This window comes from Bacillus sp. P4_D3, from assembly GCF_056401855.1.
Genome location: NZ_JBFUIN010001318.1, coordinates 1 through 554 on the forward strand (window position 1 = coordinate 1; position 554 = coordinate 554).

The following is a 554-nucleotide window of genomic DNA, read 5'->3' on the forward strand; positions in this document are numbered from 1 at the left end:
GTTCTGCAGCTGCAATTGCTTTTGGTTTACACTGCTGTGCATCTTCTTCTGTATATAACTGTTGCCGCTGTAAATTACTCCATTCGACGTAGTCACGGTCAGCAATTGTCAATTTCCCAATTCCCATTCTAACTAGCGCTTCCGCATTTGCAGCTCCTAGTGCACCCGCACCGATTAGGAGCACATGCTTTTCTCTTATTTTTCTTTGGCCCATTTCACCAATTCCAGAAAATAAAACTTGCCTTGAATAACGCTCTTCCATGCAGAATCCTCCTTTCGTTATCCACCAATATAAGACATTTCAATTTTAGGACGATTTTTTGTACTTTCTGCCGTTCGTTCATCTGAATACCGATCTTTTCTGTACTCCCATACACCTTTTAGAATTTTTAATAATGATGCATCAGAAATATTTTCCCGAAGAAGCGTTCGTAAATCTGTTCCATCTGCTCTGAATAAGCACGTGAAAAATTTACCATCTGCCGAAATACGAGCTCTCATACAAGAAGAACAGAATGACTCAGAAACAGAAGTAATAAATCCAACTTCTGTAT

General features: G+C 39.4%; 1 protein-coding gene and 1 pseudogene. Both read right to left on the reverse strand.

Translation table 11 applies throughout. The features are described 5' to 3' along the window. On the reverse strand, window positions 1-262 hold a 262-nt coding region (locus AC1DTM_RS31075), incomplete at its 3' end, for a ThiF family adenylyltransferase (RefSeq protein WP_477001773.1). Window positions 263-279: 17 nt separating this feature from the next. Next, window positions 280-554: pseudogene (locus tag AC1DTM_RS31080) on the reverse strand (GTP 3',8-cyclase MoaA); the annotation flags it as partial.